Below are 25979 nucleotides of genomic sequence, written 5' to 3'. Positions count from 1 at the left end.
AGATAAAATAACAATAGTGGTTAGCTTATTATTTTTTCGATCTCATTATAGACAAGCTCAGTGTCCCTATTACCGTCGACCTGGATGTACTTTCCTGATTTTTTATAAAATTCTTTTAGTGGGCTTGTGAACTCCTGGTAGGCCTTGAGACGAGTCCCAATAACCTCAGCTTTGTCATCGTTACGTTGAACGACTTCGCCGCCACAGTTGTCACATTTACCTTCCGTCTTGGTAGGCTTGCTGACGATGTGGTAGACTGCCCCGCAATTTTTACATACGCGTCTACCAGTTAAACGATCCATCAAAATTTCCATTGGAACTTCCAAAAAAATGGCTTTCCCAATAGAAAGTGTCATCTTATTCAAAAGGCTGTCCAAAGCTTCGGCTTGCGCCACAGTTCTTGGAAAACCGTCTAGGATAAAGTTTTTTACGCCTTTTTGAAGTACTTCCTCAACCATACCGATAACGATGCTATCTGGTACCAATTGACCTTTATCCATGTACTCTTGGGCTTTTTTACCAAGGTCCGTTTGGCCCTTGATTGCCGCTCTGAATAAATCCCCAGTGCTGATCTGAGTCATACCTAAGCGTTTGATTAACAACTCAGATTGCGTACCTTTACCAGCCCCCGGGGCTCCAAACAGAATCAGGTTCATTAAAATTGAACCCTTCTGCTGCGGATTTTAGCACCCTTCATGAAACCCTCATATTTTTGAGTGATCATGTGAGATTGGATTTGCTGAGCAGTATCCAAAGCAACACCGACCAAGATCAAAAGTGACGTACCACCGAAGTAGAACGGAAGACTCATTTGAGAAGCCAAGATACCTGGCATCACGCAGATCGCAGAAAGATAGATACAACCCAATACGTTCACGCGCTCTAGAACTTTTTGGATGTAATCAGCTGTGCTCTTACCAGCACGAACCCCAGGAATGAAACCGCCGTACTTTTTCAAGTTATCAGCTACTTCATTCGGGTTGAACACGATTTCAGTATAGAAGAAAGAGAAGAATACGATCAAAGCCACAAACATGATGTTGAAAATTGTGCCCGAAGGATTCAAAGAATCTTGAAGCGCTTTCAACCATGGAGTGTGTACGAACTGAGCCATTGTCGCAGGGAACATTAGCAAAGAGCTCGCGAAGATCGGTGGGATAACCCCAGAGAAGTTGATTTTAATTGGAAGATGGCTTGTAGGAGTCTGCATAGACTGCATACCGCCGCCACCCGCACGTTGAGAATACTGAACTGTAATTCTACGTTGAGCGACTTCCATGTAGATAACCGCAGCGATGATTGCAACCATTAGAACCAATAGAAGCAACACTACAGCGAATTTCATTTCGCCAGAAGCAACAAGTTCCCAAAGACGTTGACCGCCTTGTGGAATAGCAGCTGCGATACCAGTAAAGATGATCAAAGAAGAACCGTTACCGATACCTCTTTCAGTGATTTGTTCACCCAACCACATGATGAAGCAAGTACCTGCTGTCAACGTGATGATTGTCATCAATTGGAAAGGAAGGAATGCCACAGTCGGCGCGATCACAAGAGAACGACCATCTGGGCTTGTAGAGTTCATCAACCAAGTTGAGATACCGTAACCTTGTACGATAGCCAAAGCTACAGTCGCATAGCGAGTGTATTGGTTGATTTTGCGACGACCAGCTTCACCTTCTTTTTTCAAAGATTCCAACATTGGAACCGCTGAAGTCAGAAGTTGGAAAATGATCGAAGCAGAGATGTAAGGCATGATTCCCAGTGCAAACACGCTGAACTGGGAAAGTGCGCCACCCGTGAAGGTATTAAATAGGCCGAAAATTCCATGCGCTTGCGCTTGGAAAAATGAAAGCACCGCAGTCCCATCCACGCCAGGCGTTGGAACGTGAACTCCGATTCTGTAGACGGCCAATAAGGCCAACGTGAAGAATATACGCTTACGAAGATCCGAATTCTTTGCGATGCTTTCAATTGCAGACACTACTTAATTACCTCGACTTTGCCGCCAGCAGCTTCAATAGCTTTCTTAGCGCTTTCTGAAAATTTGTGAGCTTTTACAGTCAAAGCTGTTTTTAGCTCGCCATTCCCCAAAATCTTAACCGCGCCCTTGTTAACAAGTCCAGCAGTGAAAAGAGTTTCGGGAGTTACTTCTCCAGAAAATTTAGCAAGTTGTCCGATATTAACAATCTCAAAGTTGTTAGCGAACGCGACGTTGCTAAAACCAAATTTAGGCAAACGACGGTGCATAGGTGTTTGACCACCCTCGAAACCACGACGCACAGTACCGCCAGTACGAGCCAATTGACCCTTGTGACCTTTAGTAGATGTACCACCCATACCAGAACCGATACCGCGACCGATTCTTTTTGGAGCGTGTTTTGATCCAGCTTTAGGAGCTAGTTGATTAAGCAAGCTCATGGATTACCCCTTAACTTCAACATTTACTAGATGCTGAACTTTCATGATTTGGCCACGGTTTGCAGGAGTGTCATTCACTTGTGCAGTAGAATTAACTTTCTTCAAACCAAGGCAACGAACTGCATCTTTTTGTTCTTGAGTGCAGCCGATAGTCGATTTTTTCAATTTTACGATAAATGTTTTAGCCATGATCGCCTCCGATTATTTGCTCAACTCTTTAAGTTGATTCAAACCATCGATTGTTGCTCTTACTGCATTGTGCGGGTTACGAGTACCAACACATTTAGTAAGAATGTCTTTTACGCCAACTGACTCAAGAACGGCACGAACTGCACCACCCGCGATCACACCAGTACCTGGAGCTGCTGGTTTCATGATAACCTTAGCAGCACCGAATTTACCGATAACTTCGTGAGGGATTGTGCGACCTTCTTTAAGAGTCACAGATTTAGCTGATTTTTTAGCAGATCTGCTAGCTTTACCGATAGCTTCAGGAACTTCGCCTGCTTTACCGGAACCAAAACCAACATCTCCAGCCTTATTACCAACAACTACTAGAGCTGCGAAAGAGAAGCGACGACCACCCTTAACAACTTTTGTTACACGGTTGATCGCTACTACGCGCTCTTCTAATTCAGCTGCTTGAGCTTGAACTTTCTCCACATTCACTCCTTAGAAATTGAGGCCGCCCTCACGAGCGCCATCAGCTAGAGATTTAACACGCCCGTGGTACAAGTAACCATTACGGTCAAAAACCACGCTCTTAATGTTCTTTGCAGTTGCAGCTTTCGCTACTTCTACGCCAACAAGCTTAGCCATCTCAACACCAGATTTGTCCTCTTTACCAAGAGAAGAAACGGACACAAGAGTGTGACCAGTAACGTCGTTGATAACGCTTGCGTACATATGCTTACCGCTTCTGTAAACGCAAAGACGAGGTCTTTCATCAGTACCGCTAACAGTTTTGCGGATTCTGATTTTCTTTTTGAGGCGATTAACTTTTCTATCGCTTGTATGTTTGCTCATTTTTAATTTCATACATTACCTCTATTTACCAGCAGACTTACCGGCTTTACGACGGATGTGCTCACCAGCGTAACGAACACCTTTGCCCAAGTATGGCTCTGGTGGACGGAATGAACGGATTTTAGCAGCTACTTGACCAACAAGTTCTCTGCTAGCGCCAGTGATTGAAAGTGCTGTTTGTTTTTCAACTTTAATTTCGATGCCTTCAGGGATATCGAAAACTACAGGGTGAGAGAAGCCCAAAGAAAGCTCCAACTTTTTACCTGCAACGTTTGCACGATAACCTACACCTTGAAGCTCAAGACCTTTAGTGAAACCTTTAGTAACGCCAGTTACTGCGTTTTGAACCAAAGCTCTGTAAAGGCCGTGCAATGCACGAGCATCTTTAGAGTCGTCTTTACGAGTCAACACTACTTTGTTGCCATCAACTTTAGCTGTAACTTGAGGCTGCATAGCAATCTTCAAAGAAGATTTAGCGCCTTTAATCACAACTTCGTTAGCAGGTGTAACATCTACTTTTACTGTGTTATCAAAAATAACGGGTGCTTTACCAATACGAGACATAAATCACCTACCAAAGTGTCGCAAGCAATTCGCCGCCGAGATTTTGCTCAGCTGCTTGCTTACCGCTCATGATCCCTTTGCTTGTGCTGATGATGGACATACCCATACCAGAACGAACTTGAGGAATTTTATCTGATTTAACATAAACGCGACGGCCCGGGCGGCTTACACGGTCGATAGAGTTGATAGCGTGGCCACCAGCTTCATCGTACTTCAAGTAAACACGCATGATGCCTTGCTTAGAATCTTTAGCAACTTTGAAGCTGCGGATAAGACCTTCGTTAACAAGGATCGTTGCGATACCAGCGCGAACTTTAGAAGCAGGCAAATCCACTTTTTCGTGTTTTGCTGCTCCCGCATTTCTAATAATTGTAAGGAACTGAGAAATTGTATCCATAGTTTTCCTCTTACCAGCTAGCTTTCGTTACGCCAGGTAGTTTACCGTCAAGCGCAAGTTGTCTGAAGGCGATACGAGACAAACCGAATTTTCTGTAGTTACCACGAGGGCGACCAGAAAGTTCACAACGTGTGATAACACGGTTGATGTTTGTCTTTTGAGGAAGAGCTTGAAGCTTTTTACGAGCTTCTGCTCTTTCGTCATCAGAAAGTTTCATGTCAACGGCTTTATTTCTAAGCTCTGTTCTGTATTCAGTGTAGCGCTTAGCAATTGCTTTTCTTTTATTGTTTTTAACAATACTTGATTTACGTGCCATCGTTCATCCTACTTTCTGAAAGGCATGCCAAGTGCTTCAAGAAGCGCTCTGCCTTCAGTATCGTTTTTAGCTGTTGTACAGATTGTGATGTTCATACCACGAGTTTTATCAACTTTATCGAAGTTGATCTCAGGGAACACGATTTGTTCCTTAAGACCCATGTTGTAGTTACCACGGCCGTCGAAACCTTTATTCGGCAAACCACGGAAGTCACGTACGCGAGGTAGTGCCAAAGTGTTTAGACGATCAAGGAATGACCACATTCTCTCTTTTCTCAAAGTCACGCGAACACCCAATGGGATGCCAGCACGCAATTTGAAGTTAGAGATAGCTTTTTTAGCTTTAGTGATAACTGCTTTTTGACCAGAGATCGCTGTGATCTCGTCAACAACAGTGTTCAAAATTTTTGGATTTTGAACTGCTTCGCTCAAGCACACGCTAAGAGTGATTTTCTCCAAGCGAGGAACTTGCATTACGTTTTTAACTCCCAATTGTTTTTGAAGAGCAGGAGCGATCTCTTTATTGTATTTAGCTTTTAAGCGATTCATCTCATACCCCTTACAGAACTTCCGGAGCCAAAGATACGATCTTAACGAACGACTTCGCTCTCAACTCTCTGGCAACTGGGCCAAAGATACGAGTTCCAATTGGTTCTTTATTGGCGTTGATCAAAACAGCAGAGTTATCATCAAAACGGATGTAAGAACCGTCTGGACGACGAAGTTTTTGAACAGTTCTAACTACTACTGCTTTAGCAACGTCACCTTTTTTAACTTTAGCGTTTGGCAAAGCTTCTTTGATAGAAACAACGATAACATCACCGATAGATGCTACACGACGTTTAGAACCACCAAGGACCTTTACGCACATAACTTCTTTTGCGCCAGAGTTGTCAGCTACATTTAGTCTAGTTTGCATTTGAATCATGACAACACCCCTATGCTTTCGCCGTCTCTACGACTTCAGACAAAGCCCAACGTTTAGTTTTGGAAAGAGGACGTGTTTCACGGATCTTAACGATATCACCAATTTTAGCTTGGTTTTTTTCGTCATGAGCTTTGAACACAGAAGTCTTCTTAACATACTTACCGTATTTAGCGTGTTTAACCATGCGGTAGATTAGGACAGAGATAGTTTTATCCATCTTGTCACTGATAACCTCACCAACTACTTCGATTTTACGACCACGAGTATTTGTTTCAGTTGTCATTTACTACCTCGCTACTTTCTTTACGATTGCTGTATTGATTTTCGCGATAGAACGACGAAGATCACGAATTTCAATTGGGTTAGAAAGTTGACCAATTGAGTTCTTGATACGAGCTTGGAACAACTCTTCAGAAAGAGCTGCTCTTTTCTTTTTCAATTCAGTTACAGAAAGATCTTTAATCTCTACGAACTTCATAACTACTCCCTAACCAAGAAACGAGTTTTGAAAGGAAGTTTGTGAGCTGCGCGTTCGAAAGCTTCTTTAGCTTGTTCACGAGTCACACCGTTCATTTCGAAAAGAACTTTTCCAGGAAGAACACGGGCTACCCATAGCTCCGGGTTACCTTTACCGCTACCCATACGAGTTTCAGCTGGTTTTTTAGTTACCGGTGTATTTGGGAATACACGGCACCAGATTTTACCACCACGCTTAACTGAACGGGAGATAGCAATACGACCTGCTTCCAACTGACGTGCTGTAAGACGTCCTTCCTCAACTGCTTGAAGACCGAAATCTCCAAAATCAAGGTTAGAACCTCTGTACGCAAAACCAGTTGCGCGGCCTACAAATTGTTTACGCCATTTTACTCTTTTAGGACTTAACACGACCTGCCTCCTCAACTTCGCGAGCAGATAAGATATCGCCTTTATAGATCCATACTTTCAATCCGATGATACCGTATGCAGTTAGAGCTTCAGCAGTACCGTAGTCGATATCTGCACGCAATGTATGAAGAGGAACGCTCTTCTCATTGTACCACTCTGAACGAGCAATCTCTGCACCATCAAGACGACCGGAAACACGGATCTTGATACCTCTCACGCCGCCTTTGATCGCAGCTGCAATAGATTTTTTAAGAGCTCTTCTCCAAGAGATACGTTTCTCAAGTTGTTGAGCAATGCTCTCAGCGACGAGCTGAGCATCGAGGTCTGGCTTGCGCACTTCTTGGATGCTCAAGAAAACTTCGTTGGGTGTAAGTTTTTGAACTTCCGCTTTAAGAGCGTCAATACCAGTACCTTTTTTACCAATAACAACACCTGGGCGAGCAGTCGAGATGATGATTTTAATCTTCTTCGCTGCACGTTCCATTTCGATTTTAGCTACACCAGCATGCTTAAGTTTACCTTTTAGGTATTTTCTTAGGCGGATGTCTTCATGTAGATTTTCGAAATATTGGTTACCCTTCGCATACCAGCGAGAGTCCCAAGTTCTAATAACACCAACGCGTAAACCAATTGGATGAACCTTTTGTCCCACGATTATTTCTCCTCAAGTACTACGTTGATGTGGCTTGTTTTCTTACGAACACCGAATGCACGGCCTTGAGCGCGTGGACGGAATCTCTTAAGAACCGGACCTTGATCAACCCAGATGGCTTTAACAACCAAGTTATCTACGTCCATAACTTTTTTGTATTCAGCGTTAGCAACAGCAGATTCGATAAGTTTCTTTACCATACCTGCAGTTTTTTTGTTCAAGAAAGTAAGAGTTTTAACAGCTTCGTTCACGTCTTTGCCGCGAACTAGGTCTGCAACAAGTCTTGCCTTTTGGGCACCTACTCTTGCGTATTTTAGGCTAGCTTTAACTTCCATTATAAACCTCTACTACTTCTTAGCAGCAGCTGGAGCTGCGGCTTTCTTCTCAGCGTGGCCTTGGAAAGTTCTAGTTGGAGCAAACTCACCGAGTTTGTGACCAATCATGTTCTCAGTGATGTAAACTGGAACGAACTTTCTACCGTTGTGAACTGCGAACGTAAGTCCGATAGTTTCTGGAAGAATTGTTGAGCGACGAGACCAAGTTTTAATAACTTTTTTGTCGTTTTTTGCGATCGCATTGTCGATTTTCTTTTGTACAGACAAATCAACAAATGGACCTTTTTTAATTGAGCGTGCCACAGTCTACTCCTACTTACGTCTCTTGATGATTGAAGAGTCAGTTCTCTTATTATGTCTTGTCTTGTAACCTTTACATGGTTGACCCCATGGAGTTACAGGATGATGACCTTTACCCACACCTTCACCACCACCCAATGGATGGTCTACTGGATTCATGTGCATACCACGAACTGAAGGACGGATACCTCTCCAACGAGAGCGACCTGCTTTACCAAGATTGATATTTTCATTGTCAGTATTTCCAACTTGACCGATAGAAGCGCGGCATACTGAAAGAACCTGCTTCAACTCACCAGATGGCATACGTACTTGGCAGTACATATCACCTTTACCAGCCAAAGTCGCGCTCGCACCTGCACCTCTGCAAATTTGACCACCTTTACCTGGGCGCAATTCGATATTGTGAATTACTGTACCAACAGGGATAGCTGACAAAGACAAAGAGTTACCTGGTTTGATGTCGGCTTTGTCTGAAGAAAGTACAGTGTCGCCTACATTCAAGCCAACTGGCGCGATGATGTATGCTTTCTGACCGTCTACATAGTTAAGAAGAGCGATACGGCAAGTTCTGTTTGGATCGTACTCGATCGCAGCAACTTTCGCTGGCACTTCTAGTTTAATACGTTTGAAATCAATCAAACGGTACTTACGTTTATGACCGCCACCTTGGTGACGAATAGTAATTTGACCGTGATTGTTACGAGCTGCTTGTTTCTTAAGAGGAGCAAGCAAAGACTTCTCTGGAGTTGTCTTTGTGATTTCTTTGAAATCGAAACCAGTCATTCCTCTACGACCATGAGAGCGCGGGGCGAACGTCTTGATACCCATCTCTATACTCCCTCAAAAAGAGCGATCTTCTCACCTTCAACAAGCTTAACGTAAGCTTTTTTCCAGTAAGGGACCTTAGTTGCACCAAACTTCGAATTTTTAGAGTGACCGCGGCAAACGCTAGTTCTCACGCTGTCCACTTTAACTTTGAAGTTCTTTTCTACTGCTGCTTTTACGTCTGTTTTTGTAGATTTCATATCTACTTCGAACACGTAAACACCAGCTGCGTTGTGGTATGTGTTTTTCTCCGTGATTAGTGGAGTTTTAATTACTTGTTTCATCTTACGCTTTCTCCATTGAGCAGCGATCTACGATTTTCGCTACAGAATCTTTAGTGATTACTGCTGCATCGTATTTCAAAAGATCAAACACGTTCAAACCTTCAACTGGGAAGTATTTGAATGTTGGAAGATTTTTTGAAGCTTGATTGAACTTGTCGTTAACATTTGCATCGATCAAAACTGCTTTTTTCAAGCCGAACGCTTTAAGACGTTTGCTCAACTCAGCTGTTTTACCTTCAGATTGCATGCTGTCTACTACGAACAACTTGCCTTCTTTTTGAAGGTGAGAAAGTGCCATGCTCAAACCTAAGCGACGAACTTTTTTAGGAAGTACGAACGCGTAGCTGCGAGGCTGAGGACCGAAAGCAGTACCACCACCAGGCATCAAGATAGAACGGCTAGAACCTTGACGAGCTCCACCAGTACCTTTTTGTTTGAAAGGCTTTTTACCACCACCACTCACTAGACCTTTTGTTTTAGTCATGTGAGTACCTTGGCGACGGCTAGCCAATTGCCATTGAACTACTGTGTGCAAAACTTCTTTTTTAATAGGAGTTTCGAAAACATCAGAAGCAAGATCGATAGATCCAACTTTTTCTTTTTTCCAGTTAAGTACATTTACTGTTGCCATATTACACTCTCACCAATTTCACCAAAGTGTTTTTCGCACCTGGAACTGGACCCTTAACCATAACTACGTTTTCAGCGTGATTGATCTCAACGATTTCAACGTTCTTAACAGTTACTGTTTCGTTACCAAGATGACCTGGGAATTTCTTACCTGGCATTACACGGCCTGGCCATGTTCTGTTACCAGAAGAACCCGGACGACGGTGGAATTTAGAACCGTGTGAACCAGGTCCACCGGCGAAGTTCCAACGCTTCATAACGCCCGCAAAACCTTTACCTTTAGATTTCGCTGTCATTTTAACAGTGTCACCTTTAGACAAAGAGTCGATAGATACTTGCGCGCCTACTGTAAGACCTTCTGGAATAGCTTGACGAAGTTCTTTTACGAATCTCGCGCCATTTTCGAAGCCAGCACCTTTAAGGTGACCTTGTTCAGCTTTGTTTGAATTTTTAGCTTTTTTAGGTTCGCAAGCTACTTGAATAGCTTCGTAACCATCTGCTTCGTTAGTTTTGATTTGAGAAACAAACCATGGCTCATAACGAAGAACTGTAACTGGGATAGCTTCACCTTGTTCATTGTAGATGGTAGCCATACCTTCTTTGAATGCAAACAAGCCATTGAGCTTTAGGCCTTGTGCAGACGTTTGTGTGTTTTCTGTAGTTTCGCTCACGTCTTACTCCTAGATCGCCGACAATTTGATTTCAACGTCAACACCAGCAGATAGGTCCAACTTCATTAGTTGGTCTACTGTTTGTTGCGTAGGTTCAAGGATATCAAGCATACGCTTGTGAGTTCTTACTTCGAATTGTTCACGAGATTTTTTATCTACGTGTGGAGAACGAAGTACTGTGTAGCGATTGATGCGAGTAGGCAAGGGAATTGGACCCGCAACTTTTGCGCCTGTGCGACGAGCAGTCTCAACGATTTCTTTCGTCGACTGATCAAGCAATTTATGATCGAATGCCTTCAATCTGATTCTAATCTTCTGACTTTGCATAAGGACACTTCTCTTCTTTTGTAAGGTAGCGTAATTACTAGCAAAAATGTTAATAACTGAACATCAAATCCCATCGAAAACTTGCCCCGAATTAGCCCTTGCGGCCTAGATAAGTCCACCAAACGCGGGGGGTTTTTTGTAAATATAGATGTCACGAGTGCGCGAGTATGCGCATTTTAAAAATCTTTGTCAAAGGGAAAAAATTAAATAATTAATATCTTCCCATTTTATGTAGAATTTCCGTTTTCACCTTTGCAGGGACCACGGCGTACTCTAAAAATTCCATGCTGAAACTTGCTCTACCCTGGCTTAAACTGCGCACGTCCGTCGCATAACCGAATAGAGAGGCCAATGGAGCCTCGGCAAAGATAACCTGCCCGCCCCCTGGCTTCACATTCATCGTGAGAATTTTTCCACGACGCGAGTTCAAGTCGCCCACGATATTGCCCACAAAATCATCAGGGCAAGTCACTTCAAGCTTAAAGATCGGCTCCATCAGCTCTACTTGGGCTTTTTTAACGGCATCTCTGAACGCCAACGAGGTCGCGGCCTTGAAAGCCATCTCAGTGGACGTTTCTGGACGAACTTCAACAGCTGTTAAAGTGCCCTTAATACCTAGCATAGAATAGCTCGCTAAAGGACCCACCTCAGCTGCTTCACGGAAGCCGCTTTCGATCGCCTTTAAGAACGGAGCTGTAAACTCTTTAGACAATGAGACTTTGCTAACGAACTGAATGTGATCTGCTTGAGAGATCGGCTCAATCGTTAAGCTCACTGATGCGAAGTTCATATCGCCGGCAATTTCACGCTCATAAACATGAGTATCGGAAGCCGCCGTCGTAATGGTTTCGCGGTAAGATACTTGAGGCTTACCAACGTTCGCCTGCACTTTGTGCTCGCGAAGAAGGCGGTCCACCAGGATATCCAAATGAAGCTCACCCATTCCCGAAAGAAGGATCTGCCCGGTTTCAGGGTCATTTCTCAACTTACAAGATGGATCTTCTTTTTGAAGTTTCTCGAGGCCAGCCAACATCTTCTCTTGATCAGCAGAAGATTTCGCTTCGATTGCCACAGCAATAACTGGCTCTGGGAAAGTAATAGATTCAAGAACAACTGCATGGGAAGTTTCACAAAGAGTATCACCAGTACCTGTGAACTTAAGACCAACCACCGCACCGATATCGCCAGCCTTCAAGCTCGCAACTTCCTCACGGGAGTTCGCATGCATTTTTACCAGCTTTTGAATACGCTCTTTTTTCTGAGTACGAGGATTCAAAAGTTGATCACCCATTTTAACTTCACCGGAATAAACACGGATGTAAGTCAAAGAACCTGCGAACGGATCATTGGCAATTTTGAATGCCAGTGCCGCCACATGGGCGTCGAAATCAGTTTTGCATAGGATTTCTTTTTCAGGGCGCTCTGGATCGTGACCCACGATATCCGGAACTTCGATAGGTGATGGAAGGTAATCAATCACACCATCAAGCAAAGGTTGAATACCTTTGTTTTTAAAGGCAGCTCCACAGAATACTGGGAACGCTTTCAATTCAAGAGTGCCTTTGCGAAGAGCTGCTTTCAACTCTGCCACAGTCACTTCTTCTCCATTGAGATATTTCTCAAGAAGAACATCGTCAAACTCAACGATCTTCTCAACGACTTCTGTGCGGAAGCGATTGATCTCTTCCTTCATGTCGTTAGGAACATCGGTAATTTCGAAGTTGTCACCCATACCGGATGTCGTCCAAATGTATGCGCGATTTTCTAGCAAATCGACAACGCCACGGAATGTATCTTCCATGCCGATTGGAACTTGAACTGGGATTGGATTCGCCTGAAGACGCTCTTTGATTGTCCCATAAGACATCACAAAATCAGCGCCCACACGGTCCATTTTATTGATAAAACAGATTCTTGGTACTTTGTACTTGTCAGCTTGCTTCCAGACAGTTTCAGACTGAGGCTCGACACCGTTAACGCCATCGAACACTGCTACCGCACCATCAAGAACGCGCAAAGAACGTTCAACTTCAATAGTGAAGTCAACGTGCCCCGGAGTATCGATAATGTTAATGCGGTGGTCTTTCCAGAACGCCATAGTGGCAGCGGAGGTAATTGTAATACCGCGCTCTTGTTCTTGAACCATCCAGTCCATAGTGGCCTGGCCGTCGTGAACTTCACCAATTTTATGACTTTTTCCAGTGTAGTAAAGGATGCGCTCGGTGGTCGTCGTTTTACCGGCATCAATGTGTGCCATGATGCCGATATTACGAGTATACTTGAGATCAGCTACAACTTTTGGATCTTTAGCTGACATGTAAACAGATTACCAATTGTAGTGAGAGAAAGCCTTATTAGCTTCAGCCATACGGTGAACTTCATCTTTCTTCTTAATAGAGTTACCTCTATTGTTGTAAGCATCGATGAATTCGCCAGCCAAACGCTTAGCGTAGTCTTTTTCGCCACGTTCACGAGAGTATTCTACCAACCAACGCATAGCCAAAGCCAAACGACGAGTTGGACGAACATCAACTGGAACTTGGTATGTCGCTCCACCTACACGGCGAGAACGAACTTCGATAGAAGGTTTGCAGTTTTCAAGGGCTTTTTTGAATACAGCCATTGGCTCTTCGCCAGCAACTTTACCTTCAAGCTCTTTCAATGCTCCGTAGAAAAGCTTCTGTGCAGTAGCTTTTTTACCTTGGATCATCATTTTATTAACGAATTTAGCAATAACTAGATCTTTAAAAACTGGATCTGGAATTACTTCTCTTTTAAAGGTCTTTTTACGACGTGACATGTGTCAATTCCTTATTATTTCTTAGGTCTCTTAGTACCGTATTTAGAACGGCTGCGTAGGCGACCGTTAACACCTTGAAGATCCAATACACCGCGAACGATATGGTAACGAACGCCCGGCAAGTCCTTCACACGACCACCACGGATCAAGACAACGCTATGCTCTTGAAGATTGTGACCGATACCAGGAATGTAAGAGATAACTTCAAAACCATTAGAAAGACGTACTTTCGCTACTTTACGAAGAGCGGAGTTCGGTTTCTTAGGAGTTGTTGTATAAACACGAGTACAAACACCACGACGCTGAGGGCATGACACCAAAGCAGGTGATTTAGTTTGGTTTTTTTGAACTTTACGCTCACTTTTGATGAGCTGGTTAATTGTAGGCACTTATAAACCCCTTAAACAATTTATTCGAATTCAAGACGCTGGAACTTACATTGTCGCAAGCGTCCGGGTCAAGACATTGTTATTAATTTTAGTTTCCAAAATCCGGCGTGAGTTCCGCTTTTGGAGTTTTTACATTTTTCTTACGAGATCCGAGGCTTTAGGCCCTCAAAACCGCCAGTGAAGCGGCTTTGAGGATTCATGAAGCGCTGCGACTCTACTAACCTTGGTGCGGCTGAGTTGAAGGCGACATACCTGGCAAAGATGCCACGTAGTTTACATCGTCGTCTTCCGCTACAGACACTTTCCAGCGTTTGTAAGAAGTTAAGCCAGTACCTGCAGGGATCAAACGACCCATGATGATATTCTCTTTCAAACCACGCAAATGGTCTGTGCGAGAATTAATCGCCGCTTCTGTAAGTACTTTTGTTGTTTCTTGGAATGACGCTGCTGAGATCCAGCTATCAGTGCTCAAAGAAACTTTCGTGATACCAAGAAGAAGTGGATTGCATGTAGCAAGTTGTCCACCTTCACGGCTCAAACGAGCATTTTCTTCGTCAAAAGCGTATCTTTCAGCTTGTTCACCAGCCAAGAAGCGGCTGTCTCCAGCGTCCTTGATTTCTACTTTACGTAGCATTTGGCGAACGATCACTTCGATATGCTTATCATTGATAGCAACACCTTGAAGTCGGTAAACTTCTTGGATTTCATCAACAAGGTATGCAGATAGGGCTTTAGCACCTAGAACCGCCAGAATGTCATGAGGATTTGTTGGACCGTCCATCAACGCCTCACCGGCTCTTACGTACTCACCTTCTCTTACAGCAACGTGTTTACCTTTAGGGATAAGATATTCTTTTTGCTCACCCACTTCAGGAGTTACGATTACACGTTGTTTACCTTTAACGTCTTTACCGAATGTCACATAACCATCAATTTCAGAGATGATTGCTGCTTCTTTCGGTTTACGAGCTTCAAACAATTCAGCAACGCGCGGAAGACCGCCCGTGATATCCTTCGTTTTCGAAGTCTCACGATGCATTTTCGCAATTACGTCACCGGCATGAATTTCTTGACCGTCAGCTGCTAGAAGCTGAGCACCCACTGGGATCAAATATCTCGCAGGGATGTCACGACCAGGAAGATTCAATGTCTTACCATTGCCATCAACTAGGAACACAGTTGGTTTGATGTCAGAAGATTTAGATTCCATGATAACTTTAGTCGCGAAACCAGTTACCGCATCCACTTGCTCCTGCATTGTAGAACCTTCTTCGATATCCTGATATTGGATCTTCGCAGAAACCTCTGCGATGATTGGATTCGAGTATGGATCCCACTCAACAACTGTTTGCCCTTTGGCAACTTTGTCACCTTCTTTAAAGTTCAATACAGCACCGTAAACAAGCTTGAAGTTTTCACGTTCGCGGCCTGCCTCGTCGATAACAAGTGCAGATCCGTTACGATTCATAACTGTCAACTTGCCGTTACGGTTAGTAACTGCATGTACGTTTTGAAGTTTAAGAACACCATCATAACGAGATGTATGAACTGATTGCTCAACTGAACGAGAAGCGGCACCACCCAAGTGGAACGTACGCATCGTCAACTGAGTACCCGGCTCACCGATAGATTGTGCTGCGATGATACCAACTGTTTCACCAAGGTTCACAGTCGCACCACGAGACAAGTCGCGGCCGTAACATTTCACACACACGCCACGTTTAGATTGGCACACTAGGGCCGAACGGATGTCGACTTTGTCGATACCCAAGCCTTCGATAGTTTTAACGTCAGTCTCTGTGATCTCTTGGTTCGCTCTAACAACTACGTTGTTAGTTTGAGGATCAACAACATCTCTCAATGTCGTACGACCAAGGATACGATCACCGATGTTTTGGATGATCTCACCAGCTTCGTAAACTGGAGTGATTTCCAAACCGTCGTCAATTCCGCAATCCAACTCAGAAACTACTACGTCTTGAGCAACGTCAACCAAACGACGAGTCAAGTAACCAGAGTTCGCTGTTTTCAATGCTGTATCGGCCAAACCTTTACGAGCACCATGCGTAGAGATGAAGTACTGAATAACTGTCAAACCTTCACGGAAGTTCGCAGTGATCGGAGTTTCGATGATCTCACCAGAAGGTTTCGCCATCAAACCACGCATACCACCCAACTGACGGATCTGAGTCGCGGAACCACGGGCTCCGGATTCAGCCATGATGTAGATAGGATTGAATGAAGGTCCTACTACTTCTTTGCCATCAATTACGAATGTTTGTTTTTCGATCGCGTTCATACCTTCTTTAGCGATCTTATCCGCAGTTTGTGCCCAGATATCCACTACCTTATTGTAGCGCTCACCATCTGTGATCAAACCTTCATCGTACTGAGTTTGGATTTCAGTAACTTGTTTTTCAGCGTCAGCGATCATCGGAGCTTTGGCAGCTGGGATAACCATGTCATCGATACCGATAGACATACCTGCAGACGTTGAATATTTGAAACCAAGTTCCATGATTTTATCAGCCAGGATACAAGTCGCTTTTGCACCAGCAAGACGGAAAGTCTTGTCGATCAAAGCTGCGATTTGTTTCTTAGTCATGATTACGTTCACGTCGTTGAAAGGAACTTCTTTAGGAACGCTATCAGAAAGAATCGCGCGACCTACAGTTGTTTCTTGCAACTTACCGTTGATACGAACTTTACAAGTCGCTTGCAAGTCTACCAAGCCTGTTTCGTAAGCGTATTGCGCCTCTTGAACAGTCGAGAAGATTTTGCCAGTTCCTTTTGCGCCCAAACGGTTACGAGTCAACCAGTACAAGCCCAACACGATATCTTGTGATGGATTGATGATTGGCTTACCAGAAGCTGGAGAAAGAACGTTGTTTGTAGACATCATCAAAACACGAGCTTCAACTTGAGATTCCACAGAAAGTGGAACGTGAACCGCCATTTGGTCACCGTCGAAGTCGGCATTGAAGGCACCGCACACTAGTGGATGCAATTGGATCGCTTTACCTTCGTGAAGTACTGGTTCGAAGGCTTGGATACCAAGTCTGTGAAGAGTTGGCGCACGATTCAAAAGAACTGGATGTTCTTTAACAACGTCAGCCAGGATGTCCCACACTTCAACTGTCTCTTGCTCAACCAATTTCTTAGCTTGCTTGATAGTTGCTGCTAGGCCTTTTTCTTCAAGTTTGTTGTAAACGAATGGTTTGAATAGCTCCAAAGCCATTTTCTTAGGAAGACCGCATTGGTGCAATTTCAACGTCGGACCTACAACGATAACGGAACGACCAGAGTAGTCCACACGTTTACCAAGTAGATTTTGACGGAAACGACCTTGCTTACCTTTCAACATATCAGAAAGGGAGCGAAGAGGACGTTTATTTGGACCAGTGAATGTCTTACCGCGACGACCGTTATCCAACAATGCATCGACAGCTTCTTGAAGCATACGTTTTTCATTGCGGATGATGATGTCTGGAGCGTTAAGCTCTTGAAGACGTTTCAAACGGTTATTACGGTTGATCACACGACGGTAAAGATCATTTAGATCTGAAGTCGCGAAACGACCGCCATCTAGTGGAACTAGAGGACGTAGATCTGGGGGCAACACTGGAAGTGCTTCCAACATCATCCATTCAGGTTTGTTGATAGAGCCTTTGAAAGCTTCAACAACCTTAAGACGTTTAGTGATCTTTTTCATGCCCGCTTCAGACTTAACGTCTTTAGCTTCCATACGAAGCTTGCGAGACAAGTATTCAGGATCGATTTTTCTCAAAAGGTCACGAACAGCTTCGCCGCCCATGCCGTATTTGAATGAAGGACCGAATTCGTTCAAAGCTGCGTTCAAAGCTTCTTCAGTCAATACTTGGCCTTCTTCCAATGTTGTTTCCATTGGATCGATAACCACGTGGGCTTCACAATACAAAACTTTCTCAACATCTTTCAAAGAAAGGTTAAGCAAGTTACCGATACGAGAAGGTAGAGAGCGCAAGAACCAGATGTGTGCAACTGGAGTCGCAAGCTCAATGTGACCTAGACGTTCACGGCGAACTTTAGTTTGTGTAACTTCAACGCCGCACTTTTCACAGACGACGCCACGGTACTTCATACGTTTATACTTACCGCACAAGCACTCGTAATCCTTAATAGGACCGAAGATTTTCGCACAGAACAAGCCATCACGTTCAGGCTTGAATGTACGATAGTTAATTGTTTCCGGCTTCTTAACTTCACCAAATGACCAATCACGAATCATTTCAGGTGACGCCAACGATACTCGTACGGCGTCAAACGAAAGTGGATCTTTTGGTTTATCGAAAAAATTCAACAAGTCTCTCAAAGAACACCCCTGTTGTTAAAGTATTAATTAGTGCTGCTCTGGCTCAGTAGGAGCCACAACAGTTGCTTCAATAACATCGCCACCGCCATCAAGATCTTCATCTTGATCACGAAGGATGTCGGACTCCATCAACTCAACATTCAATGCAAGAGACTGAAGCTCTTTCACTAGAACGTTGAACGATTCAGGAAGACCCGGCTCAAGGATGTTTTCACCCTTAACGATACTTTCGTACATACGTGTTCTACCTGCTACGTCATCTGACTTAACAGTTAGGAACTCTTGTAGAGAGTAAGCGGCACCGTATGCTTCGATCGCCCAAACTTCCATCTCCCCTAGACGCTGACCACCGAATTGAGCTTTACCGCCCAAAGGTTGTTGCGAAACGAGAGAATAAGGTCCGATAGAACGAGCATGGATCTTCTCTTCAACCAGATGGTGAAGTTTAAGCATGTACATGATACCCACAGTAACTGGGTTCGTGAACGGCTCACCAGTACGACCATCGAATAGGATGGACTTACCAGAAAGTGGAACTTCTGCTTTCGCAAGCAAGTTCTTAACGTCTGACTCACGAGCACCGTCGAATACCGGTGTTCCAACGTGGATACCGTTCTTCATACGAGTTACCATTGATTTCAAAGAAGCTTCGTCAGCACCATCAAGTTTTGTGCTGATATCAGAATCATTGAAGATATCTTTCATTTCTTTACGTGCGTTTTCTGCATTCCACTTATCAAGGTGGGCACCGATTTGTTTACCCAAGTTGTGCGCTGCCCAACCCAAGTGAACCTCAAGGACCTGACCAATGTTCATACGTGAAGGTACGCCCAGTGGATTCAGAACCATGTCAACCGGAGAACCGTCTGCAAGGTATGGCATGTCTTCAACAGGCAACACTTTAGAAACGACACCTTTATTTCCGTGACGGCCGGCAAATTTATCGCCGACTTGCATTTTACGTTTAATCGCAACGTAAACTTTAACCATTTTGATAACGCCTGGAGGAAGCTCGTCACCTTTACGAAGGCGATCGATCTTCTCGTTGAATACCAATTTAACTGCGTCAAGTTGGTTACGAGCGTTGTCGATGATTTTGTTAACTTGGAACTCAAGATCTTGCTCAAGAGGGATATAGTTCAACAATTCGAATGGAATTGTTTCGATATCCGCGATCGTGATCGATTGACCTTTGTTCAAAAGTTTTTGTGAACCATCTTCATTCAACAATACGCCAGTAGTGATTTTGCCTACCAAGATATCGCGAAGTTTCGTGATGGAGTTATTTTTGATAACGTTCTGTTCAACAGCCAAGTCTTTTTCAAGCTTGCGTTTTTTCTCTTCGATGATTGAAGACAAACGCTCATCGCGGTCTGCGCCTTCACGAGAGTAAACTTGTGCGTCGATAACAGTACCGTAAACGCCAGATGGTGCGCGAAGGGATGTATCACGTACATCACCAGCTTTTTCACCGAAGATCGCTCTCAAAAGTTTTTCTTCAGGAGAAAGTTGAGTTTCACCTTTAGGAGTAACTTTACCAACCAAGATGAAACCAGGGCGAACTTCCGCACCGATGCGGATGATACCAGAGCTGTCTAGGTCTTTAAGTGCTTCTTCACCAACGTTTGCGATATCGCGAGTGATCTCTTCCTTACCCAATTTCGTGTCACGCGCTACGCACTCGAACTCTTCGATGTGGATAGATGTGTAAACGTCGTCTTTCAACAAGCGTTCAGAAATAAGGATGGAGTCCTCGAAGTTGTAACCTTGCCAAGGAGTGAACGCTACTAGGATGTTTTGACCTAGAGCCAACTCGCCAAGCTCAGTGGAAGGACCATCGGCAACGATGTCGCCTTTAGAAACCTTGTCACCAACAGTTACGATTGGTTTTTGATTGAAGCATGTATTTTGATTTGTACGTTGGTACTTAGTTAGATTGTAGATATCTACGTTCGCACCAAGTTCTCCGCCTTTAGCAAAACGACGGATAACGATACGAGAAGCATCTACTTCTTCAACGATACCATCATTTTGAACAACGACAGATGTACCAGAGTCACGAGCAACCAAACGTTCAACGCCTGTACCAACTAGTGGTGCGCGAGAACGCAACAATGGAACCGCTTGACGTTGCATGTTCGAACCCATCAGGGCACGGTTGGCATCGTCATGCTCTAGGAACGGAATCAAAGAAGCCGCGATAGATACCAGCTGAGATGGAGAAACGTCCATCAAGGCAACTTTATCTTTATCAACGATTTCGTACTCACCGTCACGACGAGTAATTGTCGTAGCAGTTTGGATTGATTTGTTACCAGCTTCATCACGAGCTGCAGGAGCGATGTAGTGACCCGCTTCTTCCAATGCAGACAAGTAGTTGATGTCTTTAGAAACTGCGCCTTGTTCAACTTTACGGTACGGAGTCTCGATGAAACCGTAGTTGTTGATACGAGCGTAAGTTGCCAAAGAGGCGATCAAACCGATGTTTGGACCCTCTGGAGTTTCGATTGGACAGATACGACCGTAATGCGTTGGATGTACGTCACGTACTTCGAAACCGGCACGGTCACGAGTCAAACCACCAGGTCCAAGAGCTGACAAACGACGTTTGTGCGTGATCTCGGACAATGGATTTGTTTGGTCCATGAATTGTGACAATTGAGAAGAACCGAAGAATTCTTTAACAACTGCGTTTACTGGTTTAGCGTTCACTAGATCGTGAGGCATCATTGTTTCTACGTCTTGTAGAGACATACGTTCACGGATAGCGCGCTCCATACGAACCAAACCGATACGGTATTGGTTTTCAAGCAACTCACCTACGGAACGAACACGACGGTTACCCAAGTGATCGATATCGTCGATAACACCGCGACCATTTTTCAGATCGATAAGCGTTTTGATAGTGCTCAAGATATCTTTGTGAGTCAGTGTTCTGTGAGACGGTGGGCACTCTTCCATAGAGATACCGAATCTGTGGTTGATCTTGATACGACCAACTTCAGAAAGATCATAAGTCTCTGGATCAAAGAACAAACGACCGAAGAATGTCGTAGCAGCTTCCAAAGTTGGAGGCTCACCAGGACGAAGGCGTTTGTAGATCTCAACCAATGATTCGTCTTTGTTAGAAACTTTATCAACCAACAATGTGTTGCGAAGGTAAGGTCCAACAGTCAAACCGTCGAAGAAGATCATGTAGAAGCTTTCGATGCCAGATTCGATAGCGCGTTTGATGATGGCAGAATTTAATTCCGCGTTCGCATCCGCGATGATCTCACCAGTGGATTCATCGATAAGAGGTTTCGCCAAAACTTTACCATCAAGGTCTTTTGGCTCAACTTCAAGTTCAGTGATATTAAGATCTTTGATTTTCTTAACGATCGCACGAGTGATACGACGACCAGCTTTAACTAGTGCCTCGCCACCTTTTGGATCAAGGATATCAGTCAATGCTCTTTGGCCTGACATTCTTTCGATATCCAACTTACGGAACAACTTGCCACCTTTAACGTAAACTTCGTCAAGGTCGTAGAAGTATTCAAGAAGTTGTTCAGCGTTGTAACCCAATGCTTTCAACAAGATTGTAACTGGGAATTTACGACGACGATCGATACGAACGTGGATCAAATCTTTTTGGTCAAATTCAGCATCCAACCAAGAACCACGGTATGGGATCACGCGTGCAGAGTAGATCAATTTACCAGAAGCATTGTTTTTACCACCGTCGTGATCGAAGAACACGCCCGGAGAACGATGCAACTGAGATACAACAACGCGCTCAGTACCATTGATGATGAAAGAACCGTTTGCAGTCATCAATGGGATTTCGCCCAAATAAACTTCTTGTTCTTTTACGTCACGGATAGAACGTGCTTCTGTTTCTTCATCAACATCAAACACGATGAGACGAAGAGTAACTTTGATCGGAGCAGCGAAAGTCATTCCGCGCTGACGACACTCATCTACGTCGTATTTTGCTGGCTCAAGAGTGTAAGATACGAACTCTAGGCTTGCAGTGTTGTTGAAATCTGTGATTGGGAAAACAGATTTGAAAACGCCATTGAGACCAGCTTCGCCACGGCGATCTGGATCCATATCTTTTTGAATGAAAGCTTCGTAAGAAGACTTCTGCAATTCAATCAAGTTGGGAATATCAATGACTTGCTTATTTTTCGCGAAAGACTTTCTAACTCGAATGTTAGAAGCCGTAACTGGAGTTTTTTCCAATGTACTCTCCGTGATAAGAAAATCGAAACTTCACTTCGGGCGGAAGAATCAAGAACCACATTAAATAAAATCAAAACGCAAGGAACCAAACTACTTCCGGGTTTTCGGAAAAGCAAGGAATTATAAGTACTTTCGGTTCTTTACCTTCTTACAAAACTCCGTGTGATTTGGGCTGCGGAAGGCCGCATTTTGGGGAGGGGGAAGGGTTGCATATTTTGGGCACGGGCTTCCGGCCCTCACCGCCCCTTGGTACCGCGTCGTGCGGGGGCGGAGGCCTCAAAATATGCAACCCTTCCCCCTCCCCAAAACGCTGTTTCGAGGTCAAAAAAGAAGTTTTGTAAGAAATTAAATAACCGAAACCACCACAGAACCGATTTTTCTCGGATACGCGAAGTAGTTTTTCCTTCGATTTTTATTTTATTGAACGTGATTCTCCGATTTGGAGATCTTAGAAACGCGGGGTTTGTTGTTTTTAGACATCATGATTTAGCGCGTCAGTCATGACTTTCGAAAATTCGGGAGCTGCCTCGGATATTTTCGACCTCCCGGCCCGCAGGATGCGGTACCCAAGCCGGGCAAGCGCAGGAAGCGCGGGTCGAAAATAGTCGAGGCAGATCACGGATTTTCGAAAGGCATGGCGGTCGTCGAGAAAAACAAGGTCCTAAAAAGCAAAAAGCCCCGTGTTTCCACGAGGCTTTCGGCATTTTCAAAACCAAAAGGTTTGAAAGACTACTTAACAGTAACTTTCGCGCCTGCAGCTTCAAGAGCTTTTTTGATTTTTTCAGCGTCTTCTTTAGTCGCGCCTTCTTTAACTGCTTTGCCACCAGCTTCAACTAGTGCTTTAGCTTCAGCAAGACCCAAACCAGTCAAACCACGTACTTCTTTGATTACGTTGATTTTGTTCGCGCCAGCATCAACCAAGATTACGTCGAATGCAGTTTTTTCTTCAACAGCAGCAGCAGCAGGACCTGCAGCAGCTACAGGAGCAGCAGCAGAAACGCCCCATTTTTCTTCAAGCATTTTTACAAGTTCAGCGATTTCAAGAACTGTTTTCGCAGACAATGCGTCAACAAGTTGATCGTTAGTTAGAGACATTTAATCCTCCAGGGATTTAAAAAAATTATTTAAAAATTCAAATATTCTGCACCATTAACACCGAATCATCGGTGCGCAAGCATTACGCTTGTGGAGCTTCTTCAGTACCAGCAGTAGCACCACCACCAAGTTTCTCGGCGTAAGCGTTCAAGCAACGTGCAAGTGCAGAGCCTGAAGCCAATAGCGTACCAAGGAACATAGCGCGGAGTTGGTCTTTACCTGGAAGAGTCGCCAAGAATTTAATCTTTGCGTCGTCCAAAGCTTCGCCATCCATTACACCAGACTTGATTTGAAGAACTTCTACGTCCTTAGCGAAATCAGCCAATGTTTTAGCAGTTGCGTTCACTTCACCGTATGAGAATACGATGGCGTTAGTACCCTTCATTGAACTAGTAAATGCTTTTTCAATAGCTGGGTGATCTTTGAACGCTCTTTTTGCTAGAGTATTACGGACAACTTTCATCTCTGAATCAGCAGCATTCAATTTTTTACGCAAGTTAGTTACTTGCTCAACCTTGATGCCTTTGAAGTCGACGATGAAAGCTCCTTTAGCTTTACCGAATTTATCAGTAATAACCTTAATCTCTTGCTCTTTATCTGCGCGAGTGATCATAAGTGAGCCTCCTTTCATTAGACTTTTCCCTTCTTGCGAAGGGGTGTGTGCGAATCAGGGTCTTATCTCGGTAGGCCCCACACATTCATGGGATTACATTCACAAACGAAAACCTACTGTCTCTGATCGCTTTAAAATTTAAAAAACAAATTCTCTAAAACGCAAAAAACTCCGGCCGAAACCGGAGTTCATTAACTACGCTAGAGCGCCAGTTGCAGCTGCTGCCGCATTTGGCTCGATCTTCACGCCTGGACCCATAGTAGATGCTACGGAGATAGAGCGAAGGTAGATACCTTTAGAAGATGCTGGTTTCGCTTTAACTAGAGCGGCCAAAAGGACCATGAAGTTATCACGAAGTTTAGCATCGCCCATAGATTTCTTACCGATACCAGCATGTACGATACCTGCTTTATCAACGCGGAAATCCAACTTACCTTTTTTCTCGGCAGTTACGGCTTCGCCAACGTTCATAGTTACAGTACCGATTTTTGGATTCGGCATCAAACCACGAGGCCCTAGAATTTTAGCAACTTTAGAAACAGTCGCCATCATGTCTGGAGTCGCGATACATTTATCGAAGTCCAACCAGCCACCTTGGATTTTAGCCACAAGGTCGTCAGCGCCGACAAAGTCTGCGCCAGCGTTTTTCGCTTCAGTCTCTTTAGGACCTTTTGCGAAAACAACTACTTTTACTTCTTTACCCAAACCGTGAGGCAATGCGATTGCGCCACGAACTTGTTGATCAGATTGCTTAGGGTCGATACCCAAACGCAATGCTACGTCGATAGATTCATCAAATTTAGCTGGAGCGGACTCAACAACTAGTTTGAATGCTTCATCAACAGTGTATTTTTTTGCAGAATCAACCTTCTTAGAGGCTGCTGCGAACTTTTTACCTGCCATTGTTCACTCCTACGCGATGTCGATGCCCATGCTCTTAGCTGTACCAGCGACTTGTGCCATTGCTGATTCAACTTTCAAGCAGTTCAAGTCAGGCAATTTCGTTGTAGCGATTTGCTTGATTTGATCGTTATTGATTTTACCAACTTTGTCTTTTTGAGGCATTTTGGAACCAGATTCCAATTTCAACGCCTTTTTAATCAAAGAAGACACCGGTGGTGTTTTTGTGATGAAAGTAAACGATCTGTCCTGATAAACAGTGATGATGATAGGGATGATGCTATCACCCAACGCTTGCGTACGCGCGTTGAACTGCTTACAGAATTCCATGATGTTTACCCCGTGCTGTCCAAGTGCCGGTCCAACGGGAGGAGCTGGATTAGCTTTCCCTGCCGGTATTTGCAGCTTGATCATTCCTGTAACTTTTTTTGCCATGACCCACTCCTGCAAGAGGTGTATTTAAAAGTCCGAAGTCCGCCCCATGCGGGCCTCAGATTTAAGCTTTATCTACTTGAATGTAGTCCAACTCAACTGGAGTTGGTCTACCGAAGATGCTCACAAGAACTTTAAGCTTCGCTTTGTCCTCGTTGATCTCTTCTACTGTTCCTTGGAAGTTAGCAAACGGACCGTCAACAACAGTCACATTTTCACCTACAGAGAACTTAACCTTCATTTTAGGTTTTTCTGCAACGCCAGCCATTTGCTGAGTTACGCGGAAAACCTCTGCTTCAGGTACTTCTGGGGGACGAGTTTTAGTGCCACCCACAAAGCCTGTTACTTTTGACGCATTTCTCACCAAATGCCAAGTCTCATCATTCAAAAACATTTGAACGAAGATATAACCCGGGAAAAATTTACGCGATTTCGTTTGTTTTTGGCCTTTTACAAGCTCCACAACGTTTTCAGCTGGGATCAGGATTTCGCCAAACATCTCTTCCATCTTGGAGGTTTTGATCTTTTCCTCGATGGCTTTTTTAGCCGTATTTTCACAACTTGTCTGAACGTTTACGATGTACCACTTTTTGTCCATGGTCCGAT

The 25979-nt window shown here is 44.1% G+C and carries 32 protein-coding genes; all 32 read right to left on the bottom strand.

Features of this window, described 5'->3' with window-relative positions:
- Positions 1 to 20 precede the first annotated feature (20 nt).
- Entirely contained in the window at positions 21 to 656 is a 636-nt protein-coding gene (locus tag HW988_RS04070; protein WP_142699143.1) for an adenylate kinase, read from the bottom strand.
- The gene (secY, locus tag HW988_RS04065) at positions 656 to 1984 is read right to left on the bottom strand and encodes a preprotein translocase subunit SecY (RefSeq protein ID WP_142699142.1); all 1329 of its coding nucleotides are present in this window, start codon (positions 1982 to 1984) and stop codon (positions 656 to 658) included. The genes HW988_RS04070 and secY overlap by 1 nt, the downstream gene beginning before the upstream one ends.
- Positions 1984 to 2421: a 50S ribosomal protein L15 gene (rplO, locus tag HW988_RS04060; RefSeq protein ID WP_088615291.1), complete on the bottom strand. Its 438-nt coding sequence runs from the start codon at positions 2419 to 2421 to the stop codon at positions 1984 to 1986. The genes secY and rplO overlap by 1 nt, the downstream gene beginning before the upstream one ends.
- A 3-nt stretch (positions 2422 to 2424) precedes the next feature.
- Positions 2425 to 2610, bottom strand: coding sequence for a 50S ribosomal protein L30 (rpmD, locus tag HW988_RS04055; protein WP_142699141.1), 186 nt, complete (start codon positions 2608 to 2610; stop codon positions 2425 to 2427).
- Positions 2611 to 2622: 12 nt separating this feature from the next.
- Complete coding sequence (gene rpsE, locus HW988_RS04050) at positions 2623 to 3084, bottom strand: 30S ribosomal protein S5 (protein ID WP_142699140.1); 462 nt, start codon at positions 3082 to 3084, stop codon at positions 2623 to 2625.
- 9 nt (positions 3085 to 3093) lie between these two features.
- The gene (gene rplR / locus HW988_RS04045) at positions 3094 to 3459 is read right to left on the bottom strand and encodes a 50S ribosomal protein L18 (RefSeq protein WP_142699139.1); all 366 of its coding nucleotides are present in this window, start codon (positions 3457 to 3459) and stop codon (positions 3094 to 3096) included.
- A gap of 9 nt (positions 3460 to 3468) precedes the next feature.
- Positions 3469 to 4011, bottom strand: a complete 543-nt coding sequence (gene rplF, locus HW988_RS04040; RefSeq protein WP_181606320.1) for a 50S ribosomal protein L6 — start codon at positions 4009 to 4011, stop codon at positions 3469 to 3471.
- A gap of 7 nt (positions 4012 to 4018) precedes the next feature.
- Entirely contained in the window at positions 4019 to 4408 is a 390-nt protein-coding gene (gene rpsH, locus HW988_RS04035; protein ID WP_142699137.1) for a 30S ribosomal protein S8, read from the bottom strand.
- Positions 4409 to 4418: 10 nt separating this feature from the next.
- Positions 4419 to 4724: a 30S ribosomal protein S14 gene (gene rpsN, locus HW988_RS04030; RefSeq protein WP_142699136.1), complete on the bottom strand. Its 306-nt coding sequence runs from the start codon at positions 4722 to 4724 to the stop codon at positions 4419 to 4421.
- Between the two features lie 8 nt (positions 4725 to 4732).
- On the bottom strand, positions 4733 to 5272 hold the full coding sequence (gene rplE / locus HW988_RS04025; RefSeq protein WP_142699135.1) for a 50S ribosomal protein L5: 540 nt from the start codon (positions 5270 to 5272) through the stop codon (positions 4733 to 4735).
- Positions 5273 to 5282: 10 nt separating this feature from the next.
- On the bottom strand, positions 5283 to 5651 hold the full coding sequence (gene rplN, locus HW988_RS04020; RefSeq protein WP_088615299.1) for a 50S ribosomal protein L14: 369 nt from the start codon (positions 5649 to 5651) through the stop codon (positions 5283 to 5285).
- A gap of 10 nt (positions 5652 to 5661) precedes the next feature.
- Positions 5662 to 5934, bottom strand: a complete 273-nt coding sequence (rpsQ, locus tag HW988_RS04015; RefSeq protein WP_088615300.1) for a 30S ribosomal protein S17 — start codon at positions 5932 to 5934, stop codon at positions 5662 to 5664.
- 3 nt (positions 5935 to 5937) lie between these two features.
- Positions 5938 to 6129 carry a 50S ribosomal protein L29 gene (rpmC, locus tag HW988_RS04010; RefSeq protein ID WP_088615301.1) on the bottom strand — a complete coding sequence of 64 codons (192 nt, stop codon included), beginning with the start codon at positions 6127 to 6129 and terminating at the stop codon, positions 5938 to 5940.
- A gap of 2 nt (positions 6130 to 6131) precedes the next feature.
- The gene (gene rplP, locus HW988_RS04005; RefSeq protein ID WP_088615302.1) at positions 6132 to 6539 is read right to left on the bottom strand and encodes a 50S ribosomal protein L16; all 408 of its coding nucleotides are present in this window, start codon (positions 6537 to 6539) and stop codon (positions 6132 to 6134) included.
- Positions 6526 to 7191, bottom strand: coding sequence for a 30S ribosomal protein S3 (gene rpsC / locus HW988_RS04000; protein WP_142699134.1), 666 nt, complete (start codon positions 7189 to 7191; stop codon positions 6526 to 6528). Before rpsC ends, rplP begins: the two co-directional genes overlap by 14 nt.
- 2 nt (positions 7192 to 7193) lie before the next feature.
- Complete coding sequence (rplV, locus tag HW988_RS03995; RefSeq protein ID WP_142699133.1) at positions 7194 to 7526, bottom strand: 50S ribosomal protein L22; 333 nt, start codon at positions 7524 to 7526, stop codon at positions 7194 to 7196.
- 12 nt (positions 7527 to 7538) lie between these two features.
- The gene (gene rpsS / locus HW988_RS03990) at positions 7539 to 7829 is read right to left on the bottom strand and encodes a 30S ribosomal protein S19 (RefSeq protein ID WP_142699132.1); all 291 of its coding nucleotides are present in this window, start codon (positions 7827 to 7829) and stop codon (positions 7539 to 7541) included.
- A 9-nt stretch (positions 7830 to 7838) separates the two neighbouring features.
- Positions 7839 to 8657 carry a 50S ribosomal protein L2 gene (rplB, locus tag HW988_RS03985; RefSeq protein ID WP_181606319.1) on the bottom strand — a complete coding sequence of 273 codons (819 nt, stop codon included), beginning with the start codon at positions 8655 to 8657 and terminating at the stop codon, positions 7839 to 7841.
- A gap of 2 nt (positions 8658 to 8659) precedes the next feature.
- A complete protein-coding gene (gene rplW / locus HW988_RS03980) occupies positions 8660 to 8938 on the bottom strand; it encodes a 50S ribosomal protein L23 (protein WP_181606318.1) in 279 nt (92 codons plus the stop codon).
- A gap of 1 nt (position 8939) precedes the next feature.
- On the bottom strand, positions 8940 to 9569 hold the full coding sequence (gene rplD / locus HW988_RS03975; protein ID WP_181606317.1) for a 50S ribosomal protein L4: 630 nt from the start codon (positions 9567 to 9569) through the stop codon (positions 8940 to 8942).
- Position 9570: 1 nt separating this feature from the next.
- Positions 9571 to 10239, bottom strand: a complete 669-nt coding sequence (gene rplC / locus HW988_RS03970; protein ID WP_181606316.1) for a 50S ribosomal protein L3 — start codon at positions 10237 to 10239, stop codon at positions 9571 to 9573.
- 9 nt (positions 10240 to 10248) lie between these two features.
- Positions 10249 to 10566 (bottom strand): 30S ribosomal protein S10, encoded by a 318-nt coding sequence (gene rpsJ / locus HW988_RS03965; protein WP_025308875.1) that lies wholly within the window; start codon positions 10564 to 10566, stop codon positions 10249 to 10251.
- A 211-nt stretch (positions 10567 to 10777) separates the two neighbouring features.
- Positions 10778 to 12883 carry an elongation factor G gene (gene fusA / locus HW988_RS03960; protein WP_181606315.1) on the bottom strand — a complete coding sequence of 702 codons (2106 nt, stop codon included), beginning with the start codon at positions 12881 to 12883 and terminating at the stop codon, positions 10778 to 10780.
- Positions 12884 to 12892: 9 nt separating this feature from the next.
- Positions 12893 to 13366, bottom strand: a complete 474-nt coding sequence (rpsG, locus tag HW988_RS03955) for a 30S ribosomal protein S7 (protein WP_142699126.1) — start codon at positions 13364 to 13366, stop codon at positions 12893 to 12895.
- Between the two features lie 14 nt (positions 13367 to 13380).
- Positions 13381 to 13755, bottom strand: a complete 375-nt coding sequence (rpsL, locus tag HW988_RS03950) for a 30S ribosomal protein S12 (RefSeq protein WP_041876514.1) — start codon at positions 13753 to 13755, stop codon at positions 13381 to 13383.
- 217 nt (positions 13756 to 13972) lie between these two features.
- Positions 13973 to 18106 (bottom strand): DNA-directed RNA polymerase subunit beta', encoded by a 4134-nt coding sequence (gene rpoC, locus HW988_RS03945; RefSeq protein ID WP_142699125.1) that lies wholly within the window; start codon positions 18104 to 18106, stop codon positions 13973 to 13975.
- A gap of 27 nt (positions 18107 to 18133) precedes the next feature.
- On the bottom strand, positions 18134 to 22333 hold the full coding sequence (gene rpoB / locus HW988_RS03940) for a DNA-directed RNA polymerase subunit beta (RefSeq protein ID WP_181606314.1): 4200 nt from the start codon (positions 22331 to 22333) through the stop codon (positions 18134 to 18136).
- A gap of 729 nt (positions 22334 to 23062) precedes the next feature.
- Entirely contained in the window at positions 23063 to 23428 is a 366-nt protein-coding gene (gene rplL / locus HW988_RS03935) for a 50S ribosomal protein L7/L12 (RefSeq protein ID WP_181606313.1), read from the bottom strand.
- A gap of 82 nt (positions 23429 to 23510) precedes the next feature.
- On the bottom strand, positions 23511 to 24041 hold the full coding sequence (gene rplJ / locus HW988_RS03930; RefSeq protein WP_255490195.1) for a 50S ribosomal protein L10: 531 nt from the start codon (positions 24039 to 24041) through the stop codon (positions 23511 to 23513).
- Positions 24042 to 24236: 195 nt separating this feature from the next.
- A complete protein-coding gene (gene rplA, locus HW988_RS03925; protein ID WP_142699122.1) occupies positions 24237 to 24944 on the bottom strand; it encodes a 50S ribosomal protein L1 in 708 nt (235 codons plus the stop codon).
- Positions 24945 to 24953: 9 nt separating this feature from the next.
- The gene (gene rplK, locus HW988_RS03920; protein ID WP_088615317.1) at positions 24954 to 25376 is read right to left on the bottom strand and encodes a 50S ribosomal protein L11; all 423 of its coding nucleotides are present in this window, start codon (positions 25374 to 25376) and stop codon (positions 24954 to 24956) included.
- Positions 25377 to 25437: 61 nt separating this feature from the next.
- Positions 25438 to 25971: a transcription termination/antitermination protein NusG gene (gene nusG / locus HW988_RS03915; protein WP_142699121.1), complete on the bottom strand. Its 534-nt coding sequence runs from the start codon at positions 25969 to 25971 to the stop codon at positions 25438 to 25440.
- Between the last annotated feature and the right edge of the window lie 8 nt (positions 25972 to 25979).

The sequence above is a fragment of the Bdellovibrio sp. KM01 genome (genome assembly GCF_013752535.1).
GTDB lineage: Bacteria > Bdellovibrionota > Bdellovibrionia > Bdellovibrionales > Bdellovibrionaceae > Bdellovibrio.
The sequence above is the reverse complement of the archived record's forward strand: the minus strand, read 5'-3'. Positions and strand labels throughout refer to the sequence as shown.